A 6863-nucleotide genomic window follows, 5' to 3' on the forward strand; every position below is an offset into this window, starting at 1 on the left:
TTCCCGATTTCGCCCGCGGGCCCCGGCCCGGGATACCCGGCACACCGTCAGAAGCAGGGGTCCGTGGCGGTGGATCGTTATCCACGGGACGCGGGCGCTTTTCGGGGAAAACGCGTCGCGTGGCGATGCGGACGAGAATGCGGAAGATGCGCGGCGGGCCGCGAAGGGCGAGGCCCGGGCCTACCGCGCGGCAGCGCTCCGGCGCCGGGGCGACGCCCTCCGGCGGGCCGTGGAATCCGTCGCCGGGCCGGGCCGGAAATCCACCGCGCCGACCGGTCGGTTTTCCTGACGCTCCTGGTGGAAGGGGTGGGACGGACCCTTTCCCCAGGTGCGCCGGGGCGGGCAAGAACTTCATTTCACGATCGCTACGGCCGTTTACTCCCAGGTGGCGCGCAGTGCGGCCGTCCACCGTCCCCAGTCCGCTCCCCAGAGCACTCGCGCACAATGCCTCCGAATGAATGTCCGACGTATGTGCGGACGCTCCCCGCGCCCCCGGGTGACCCGGATGGTGGTCGCTGAGCCATCCGGCGGGGCAACCCCGCGGATCTGTGGCAGGGTCAGGGGGCTAGCAGTTGAACCAGAGGCACCGTCACCGCCGCTGTTCACTAAACGGAGGCGCTGTATCGTGTGCCTGTACGCCGGGTTGTCGAGCGGCGCAGCATCAGGGAGGGGGACGCGTGTCGCCAGGGGAAGCGCACGTCGCACCGTACTCACGGCGCGAGCGGCTGCGCATCGCGACCATCCGTGAAATCAAGGACGTCGCCCGGACGCTCCTGGTTCAGGAGGGCCCGGAAAATGTGACCATCCGGGCCATCGCGCGTGAGATGGGCATGACCGCGCCGGCCGTCTACCGCTACTTCAGTAGCCGGGATGCGCTGATCCTTCAGCTGCGTGTGGACATTTTCGAGGAGATGGCCCGCTTCATGCGCGGCGTCCTCGGCCAGCACCCCGAGGAGGAGCCGGGCCGCCGGTGGATCAGCGGCGCCCGCGCGCTGCGCGTCTGGGCGATCAAGCACCCCCATGAGTTCGGGCTCATCCTCGGCCCCTGGGCCCCGGGGCTCGGCCGCGAGGAGACCAAGCCCGAGCGCCATATGAGCTGGGTCTTCGGCTCCGTGTACTCCGATCTGGTCGCCGACCTGTGGCGGGTGCGGGGCTTCCCCGCCCCCGAGGTCGAGGAGCTCGACCCCGGCCTCGCGCAGACCCTCACCGCGCTCAGCGAGGACCAGGACGTCGACATGCCCCCCGGAGCCATCGCCGTGATGCTCCGCTGCTGGGTGCGGCTGTACGGGGTGATCTCCATGGAGGCGCTCGGCCATATGTCCTTCGCGCTCTCCGAGGGCCAGCACTTCTTCGAGTTCGAGCTCCGCGACCTGTGCCGGGTGCTGGACATCTCGGAGTTCTACGAAGAGGTCGTCTGAGGTCGTCCGAAGGCCCCCCGGACACCGGCCCGGGGGCGTTCGCCGGTCACCCGCCCGGCGCCCCGTCGAAGGTCACATCGGGGTATCGCTCCGTACATGTGTACACCGAGAGGCGTAAGCTGTGGCAATGCCCGTCCGGATCATGCCGGAGCCGGGCCCTTGTCGCCTGTTCGGGGGCTAGGGGCCGGGGCCCGTTGACAAGACGGAGCGGCGTGTCCGGATCGTGCGGACCCTGGTAACCGGTGTAGAACGGGGGATGTGACGGCATTGGCTACACGGCCCATCTCCAGCGCTCCCGGGGGGCCCGGTCGCCGGGACCCACGTGGCGTCCTGGGTCTCGCCCGTACGCCTGGCTGTCCACGGTGACCGTCGAGGACGAGCGCAGCGGGTCCCATACCACGTCGAGCAGCCGGAGCGGCGGGCAGGAAGCCGCTCGCGCCGTGCTCGACAAGGCCGCCCACGAGAACTTCCCCGTGGCCCCCTTCTTCCTCCCCCGCGCCTGGCGCACCGATCTGATGGCCGTCTACGGCTACGCCCGGCTGGTCGACGACATCGGCGACGGCGATCTGCCCCCCGGCGGCGCCGACGCCGAACTGCTCGGCCTTGACCGCGACCGGGCGGACGACGCGCTCGCGATGCTGGACGCGTTCGAGGCCGACCTCCGCCGGGTCTTCCGGCCCGCCGCGGAGCCGCGCCATCCGCTGCTGCGGGCCCTGCGCCCCACCGTCCACCGCCATGGGCTTGACCAAGAGCCCTTCCTGGGGCTGATCGAGGCCAACCGCCAGGACCAGCGGATCCGGCGGTACGCCACCTACCAGGACCTCCTCGACTACTGCGAGCTGTCCGCCAACCCGGTCGGACGGCTCGTCCTCGGCATCACCGGCACCGCGAGCCCCGAGCGAATCCGCCACTCGGACGCCATCTGCACCGCCCTGCAGATCATCGAGCACCTTCAGGACGTGGCCGAGGACCTCCGCAGGGACCGCGTCTATCTGCCCGCCGAGGACATGAAGCGCTTCGGCGTGACCGAGGCCGACCTCGCCGCCCCCAGGGGCGGCGTACGGTTGCGCGCGCTGGTCGCGAAGGAGGCGGAACGCGCCGCTGCCCTGCTGAATGAAGGCACCCCCCTGGTGGGTAGCGTCCACGGCAGGCTCAAGGTGCTGCTCGCCGGATTCGTGGCCGGGGGGCGGGCCGCCTTGCGGGCGGTCGCGGCCGCGGGACATGACGTACTCCCTGGACCGCCCAGGCCCACCAAGCTCAGCCTGCTGCGCGAGGTGGGGGCGACACTGCGAAGAGAGGGGTGAGCCGGACCGTGAAGGGATCTCCGCACGCGTCCGCGCCAGTGCTCGCGGCGTACCGCTACTGCGAGGCCGTGACCGGCCACCAGGCCCGCAACTTCGCCTACGGCATCAGGCTGCTGCCGACGGAGAAGCGCCATGCGATGTCGGCCCTGTACGCCTTCTCCCGCCGGGTCGACGACATCGGCGACGGCCCCCTCGACCCGGAGGCCAAGCGCGCCCGGCTGGCGGACACCCGCGCCCTGCTGGACCGGATGCGGGGCGGCGGCATCGAGGAGGACGACACCGACCCCGTCGCCGTCGCCCTCGCCCATGCCGCACACCGCTTCCCGATCCCGCTGGACGCGCTGGACGAGCTGATCGACGGCGTGCTGATGGACGTGGCCGGGCAGACCTACGAGACCTGGGACGACCTGAAGGTCTACTGCCGCTGTGTGGCGGGCGCCATCGGGCGGCTCTCGCTCGGCGTCTTCGGGACCGCCCCCGGCACCGGCCACAGCGAGGACGAGCTGGAGCGTGCCCCGGCCTACGCCGACACCCTCGGGCTCGCCCTGCAGCTGACCAACATCCTGCGCGACGTCCGTGAGGACGCCGCCACCGGGCGCACCTATCTGCCCGCCGACGACCTGGCCAAATTCGGCTGCACCGCCGCGTTCCGCAGCTCCACCGCACCGCCGGACGCCGACTTCACCGGCCTGGTCCACTTCGAGGTGCGCCGGGCCAGGGCGCTGTTCGCCGAGGGCTTCCGGCTGCTGCCGCTGCTGGACCGGCGCAGCGGCGCGTGTGTCTCCGCCATGGCGGGCATCTACCGCAGGCTGCTGGACCGGATCGCCAAGGACCCCGCGGCCGTCCTGCGCGGCCGCGTCTCGCTGCCCGGCCATGAGAAGGCGTATGTGGCGGTGCGCGGGCTGGCCGGTCTTGACGCCCGTGCCGTCGAGCGCCGCGGCGCCGGGAGGCCGGTGTGACCCACTCGACCCTGGACCCCGCCCCGCCCGCCGGGCCACGCCCCGCCGGGCGGAGCGCGCTGGTGATCGGCGGCGGGCTCGCCGGTACGACGGCCGCGCTCGCGCTGGCCGACGCCGGGCTGCGGGTCACCCTGGTCGAGGGCCGCCCCCGCCTGGGCGGCCTCGCCTTCTCCTTCCAGCGCTCCTCTCCGGCGGGCGTGCTCAGCGTCGACAACGGCCAGCATGTGTATCTGCGCTGCTGTACCGCCTACCAGTGGTTCCTGGAGCGCGTCGGCGCGGCCCGGCTCGCCCCGCTCCAGGGCCGGTTGGACGTCCCCGTCCTCGACGCCCGGGGGCGCGACGGCCGGCGGCTCGGCCGACTGCGCCGCACCGCCCTGCCGGTGCCGCTCCATCTGTCCGCGAGCCTTGCCACCTACCCCCATCTCTCCCTCGCCGAGCGCGCCCAGGTGGGCCGCGCCGCGCTCGCCCTGGGGCGGCTGGACCCCGAGGACCCGGCGCTGGACGGGGTGGACTTCGCCGGCTGGCTGCGCCGCCACGGCCAGTCGCCGCGCGCCGTCGAGGCGCTGTGGGACCTGGTCGGCGTGGCCACGCTCAACGCCACCGCGCCCAATGTCTCGCTGGGCCTGGCCGCGATGGTCTTCAAGACCGGGCTGCTCTCCCGGCCCGGCGCCGCCGACATCGGCTGGGCCCGCGCCCCGCTCGGCGAGCTGCACCACACCCACGCCCACCGGGCCCTGGACGCGGCGGGCGTGCGGACCGACCTGCGCACCCGGGTGGCCGCCGTCACCCGTACCCCCGGGGGCCGCTGGAGCGCGGCCACCGCCGGGCGGCCGGGGGAGGAGCCGCAGGCCGAGGCGGACGTTCTCGTGCTGGCCGTCCCGCAGCGCGAGGCGCACGCCCTGCTGCCCGACGGCGCCCTGAAGGACCCCGGCCGGCTGCTGCGCATCGGCACCGCGCCCATCCTCAATCTGCATGTGATCTACGACCGCACGGTGCTGCGCCGCCCCTTCTTCGCCGCGATCGGCTCCCCCGTCCAGTGGGTCTTCGACCGTACGGACGCCTCGGGGCTCAGGGACGCGCCCGGGGCCGGGGACAGCCAGTACCTGGCGGTGTCGCAGTCCGCCGCGTACGACGACATCGACCGCCCGGTGGCCGAGCTGCGCGCCCGCTATCTGCCCGAGCTGGAGCGGCTGCTCCCGGTCGCCCGCGGTGCCCGGGTGCGCGACTTCTTCGTCACCAGGGAGCGCACCGCCACCTTCGCCCCCGTCCCCGGCGTCGGCCTCCTCAGGCCCTCCGCCCCGACCGACGCGCCCGGCCTCTACCTGGCCGGTGCGTGGACCGCCACCGGCTGGCCCGCGACCATGGAGGGCGCCGTGCGCAGCGGTCTTTCCGCGGCGCGCGCGGCCCTCACCGACCTAGGCCGCCCGCATGTGAACCCTCTCCCCGCCCCGGGCGGGGGGACGCCCAAGGAGGCGGCATGAGCACCACGACCAAGAACAGAGGAGAGACCGTGACCCCGGCGACCCCAGGTGTCGACACCGCAGGCGTCATGGCGCTGCTGGACCGCGGCCGTACGCTCGCCACGCCGGTGCTGCGTGCCGCCGTGGACCGGCTGGCCCCGCCCATGAACACCGTCGCCGCGTACCACTTCGGCTGGATCGACGCCGAGGGCAACCCGGCCGAGGGCGACGGCGGCAAGGCCGTCCGCCCCGCGCTCGCCCTGCTGTCCGCCGAGGCGGCGGGCGCCGCCCCCGAGGCCGGGGTGCCCGGCGCGGTCGCGGTCGAGCTGGTGCACAACTTCTCGCTGCTCCACGACGACCTCATGGACGGGGACGAGCAGCGCCGCCACCGCGACACCGTCTGGAAGGTGCACGGCCCGGCCCAGGCCATCCTGGTCGGTGACGCCCTGTTCGCGCTGGCCAACGAGATACTGCTGGAGATCGGCACCGCCGAGGCCGGGCGGGCCACCCGCCGGCTCACCGCCGCCACCAGGAAGCTGATCGACGGCCAGGCCCAGGACATCTCCTACGAGCACCGCGAGCGGGTCACCGTCGAGGAGTGCCTGGAGATGGAGGGCAACAAGACCGGCGCCCTGCTCGCCTGCGCCGCCTCCATCGGCGCCGTGCTCGGCGGCGCCGACGACCGCACCGCCGACACCCTGGAGCGCTACGGCTACCACCTGGGCCTCGCCTTCCAGGCCGTCGACGACCTGCTCGGCATCTGGGGCGACCCGGAGGCGACCGGCAAGCGGACCTGGAGCGATCTGCGCCAGCGCAAAAAGTCCCTCCCCGTGGTCGCCGCGCTCGACGCCGGCGGCCCCGACTCCGGGCGGCTCGCCCAGATCCTCGCGGCCGACGCGCACAAGCCGGAGGAGGAGTTCGCCGACTTCTCGGAGGAAGAATTCGCCGTGCGCGCCGCGTTGATCGAGCAAGCAGGTGGCCGGGACTGGACCTCTCAGGAGGCCCGCAGACAGCATGCGACCGCCATGGAGGCGCTGGGCTCGGTGGACATGCCCGCCGAGATCCGGGCGCGGTTCGTGGCGCTCGCCGACTTCGTCGTCGTACGAGAGAGATGATCGCCATGGACCGCTAGTTCGCAGTCGCCGGCCGGCACCCAGCCGGGGTGCCGGCCGACGGAAGCCCCAAAGACGGCAGATGAGCACACTGCAGAGGGGAAGCCATGACAGCGACACCGACCGTCCAACCCTCCGAGTCATCCGAGTCCAAGACCTTGAGTGTCGCCCGTGAGGCGACGGCCCGCGCGGTGGACCATCTGCTGTCCCGCCAGGACGAGCGGGGCTGGTGGAAGGGCGACCTGGAGACCAACGTCACCATGGACGCCGAGGACCTGATGCTCCGCCAGTTCCTCGGCATCCAGGACCCCGACACCCTCGACGCCGCGGCCCGATTTCTGCGCTCCCAGCAGGCCACCGACGGCACCTGGGCCACCTTCCACGGCGGTCCCCCCGAGCTCTCCACCACCATCGAGGCGTATGTCGCCCTGCGGCTGGCCGGCGACGAGCCCGACGCGCCCCATATGGCCGCCGCCTCCGCCTGGGTGCGCTCCCGGGGCGGAATCGCGAGCAGTCGGGTGTTCACCCGGATCTGGCTGGCCCTCTTCGGCTGGTGGCGCTGGGAGGATCTGCCCGAGCTGCCACCGGAGATCATCTACTTCCCGAAGTG

General features: G+C 73.0%; 6 protein-coding genes. All 6 read left to right on the forward strand.

The features are described from left to right. The first annotated feature begins 677 nt into the window (after positions 1-677). Positions 678-1418: a TetR family transcriptional regulator gene (locus GWI24_RS37695; protein ID WP_210950552.1), complete on the forward strand. Its 741-nt coding sequence runs from the start codon at positions 678-680 to the stop codon at positions 1416-1418. Between the two features lie 440 nt (positions 1419-1858). Beyond that, positions 1859-2722: a squalene synthase HpnC gene (gene hpnC, locus GWI24_RS37700; protein WP_210950554.1), complete on the forward strand. Its 864-nt coding sequence runs from the start codon at positions 1859-1861 to the stop codon at positions 2720-2722. Next, positions 2719-3681: a presqualene diphosphate synthase HpnD gene (gene hpnD / locus GWI24_RS37705; RefSeq protein WP_308344222.1), complete on the forward strand. Its 963-nt coding sequence runs from the start codon at positions 2719-2721 to the stop codon at positions 3679-3681. Before hpnC ends, hpnD begins: the two co-directional genes overlap by 4 nt. Then, the gene (hpnE, locus tag GWI24_RS37710) at positions 3678-5162 is read left to right on the forward strand and encodes a hydroxysqualene dehydroxylase HpnE (RefSeq protein ID WP_308344223.1); all 1485 of its coding nucleotides are present in this window, start codon (positions 3678-3680) and stop codon (positions 5160-5162) included. The genes hpnD and hpnE overlap by 4 nt, the downstream gene beginning before the upstream one ends. After that, complete coding sequence (locus tag GWI24_RS37715; RefSeq protein ID WP_210950553.1) at positions 5159-6256, forward strand: polyprenyl synthetase family protein; 1098 nt, start codon at positions 5159-5161, stop codon at positions 6254-6256. Before hpnE ends, GWI24_RS37715 begins: the two co-directional genes overlap by 4 nt. A 104-nt stretch (positions 6257-6360) precedes the next feature. Beyond that, on the forward strand, positions 6361-6863 hold a 503-nt coding region (locus GWI24_RS37720; protein WP_281791273.1), incomplete at its 3' end, for a prenyltransferase/squalene oxidase repeat-containing protein.

Origin of the sequence: Streptomyces sp. MK37H, from assembly GCF_018035285.1 — a bacterium.
Classification (GTDB): domain Bacteria; phylum Actinomycetota; class Actinomycetes; order Streptomycetales; family Streptomycetaceae; genus Streptomyces; species Streptomyces endocoffeicus.